This window comes from Frankia sp. CcWB2 (assembly GCF_977927585.1).
The window spans coordinates 1-2159 of the sequence record NZ_CDWRCM010000323.1 but is presented as its reverse complement, the minus strand read 5'-3'; the positions used below and the strand labels follow the sequence as shown (position 1 = coordinate 2159).

General features: G+C 71.9%; 1 protein-coding gene. It reads right to left on the bottom strand.

All coding sequences use genetic code 11. The features are described 5' to 3' along the window. Nucleotides 1–283: 283 nt before the first annotated feature. Nucleotides 284–2159 (bottom strand): carbonic anhydrase (locus tag ACY45C_RS21150; RefSeq protein WP_462189302.1); only part of this gene is annotated, 1876 nt, incomplete at its 5' end.

Below are 2159 nucleotides of genomic sequence, written 5' to 3'. Positions count from 1 at the left end.
CGGGTCATCCCGGCCTCGTGACCCCCGCGGACGAACCGGCGCGACGGCGAACCGGCGCGACGGCGAATTGCCGAGGATTGGTAACGGTCTCCGGCCTTGAGACCGCGCCCAACCCTCGGCAACTCTCTGTCATCCAACGATCGACGTCATCCAACGATCGACGTCATCCAACGATCGACGTCGCCGACCATCGGTGCATCTCCGGGGTCAGCACCTCGGATCCCTGATCCCTGATCCCGGGCCCCGGGCCCCGGGCGATCGGCGGCCCTTCACCGCTGCGGCATTACCGCGGCAGGCTGAGCCACCGGGCCCGCCGGCCGGCGGGCGGCGGTTGCTCGTCGGCAGGACCCGCGCCGACCGCGACCATGGGTGCGGGTACCCGCACCGGTGCGTCCCACCGGCGACGCGGGCCGGTCCCAATGACCGCCGTCGGCAACGCGTCCATCGGGTCGACGAACCGGCCGGTCGACTCCTCGAGCACCCAGATGCGCGCGTCGGCGATGTCGAAGTACAGGCCGACGAGTTCTAGCGTGCCGCGTGCCAGGGCACGGCGCACGGCCGGATGCGCGCGCAGGTTCTCCAACTGCTGCGCCACGTTGGCGCGGCCCAGCCTTTCCACCGGGAGCAGATCCTCCGTGCCGGCAGGGGGCGTCCGCTCAAGCGAGGCGGCGGCGTGCGACAGCCAGCCCGCCAGGGCCGAGTCGGGTGCGCCGTCGAGCGCGCCGGACAGCAACGCCTGCATGGCGCCACAGCCGGAATGGCCACACACCACGAGCGAGGGCACCCGCAGGACGTCGACGGCGTAGTCCAGCGCGGCGGTCACCGACAGGTCGCCACCGCGTCGCAAGGGCGCGTCCGGGTCGGATCCGGCGGGGTCGTCCACCGGGACGATGTTCCCGACATTACGGATCGTGAACAGGTCACCGGGACCGCTACTGGTGATGATGTTGGGAACAATGCGAGAGTCGGCGCAGGTGAGGAACAGGGCGCCGGGCTGCTGTCCCCCGGCGAGCTCGTCGAAGGTGCCCCGCAGGAGCGGGGCGGCCCGCCGGTGGAACTCGTTCACCCCGAGCAACATTGTGCTGACGTGCTGGACCGTCAGGTCGGGGGAGGCCTGCGCCGGCACCGACGCCGCCGGGTCCGGGACTGGGTCCGGGTGGATCGCCGGCGGAACGACGCCGCCGGGCTGGGAATCCGACGACCGCGACTCCGACGAATGGGAATCCGACGGTGACGACGCGAGTTCCAGCTCCTGCCACTGCGACCAGGGCGCGAACCAGCGCGGGAGGTGCGGGACGACGGTGCGGCGCCGCTGCTCCGCGACCTCGGCCGGCCGGCGGAACCAGACCTGGCCGACCTCGTCGACGCTCACCGTTCCGCCGGACGCCTCGTGGTTCGCGCACCAGCCACGCAGATGCTCATAGGCGGCGTGGTCAAGGTAGTCGACGATGAGTTCGATTGAGACGGGGGCACCGACGGGGATACGGCCCAGGATCCGCGCGAGGCGGGGCAGGGACAGGAAGCTCAGTGTCCCCTCGACTTCTACCTGCCAGAGCTCGTCGGTGCGGACCAGCCGGACACTCGACCACAGCACCCGGCGCAGGACCAGGGCGAGCGCGGTGAGCAGACCCAGGGCGACACCCTGCAGGAGGTCGAGGGCGACGACACCGACGATTGTCACCAGGTAGACGGGCAGCTCCCCGTGCCGGCGGACGTGGCGCAGATGCGCGACGTCGACCAGCCGCGCACCGACGACGAGCAGGCCGGCGAGGGCGGACAGCGGGATCCACTCCACGGCACGGCCCAAGAACACGGCGAACAGCAGCACCCAGACGCCGTGCAGGACGGCAGACTTCCGGGTACGCCCGCCGGAGGCGACGTTGGTGGAGCTGCGCACGATCACCCCGGTGATCGGCAGCCCGCCGACCAGGCCCGAGGCGAGGTTCGCCGAGCCCTGCCCGAGCAGCTCGCGGTCGAGGTCGACGCGCGGCCCCCGCCAGCCTCGGGTGGTGGCAAGCTGGTCCACCGCGACGGCCGAGAGCAGGGACTCGACGCTGGCGACGATGACGATGGCCAGCGCGATGCCGGACCAGTCACCGCGCGGGAGGCCCGGCAGGGCGACCGCGTCGAACAGGGACGAGGGCAGGTTGACCCTGGGC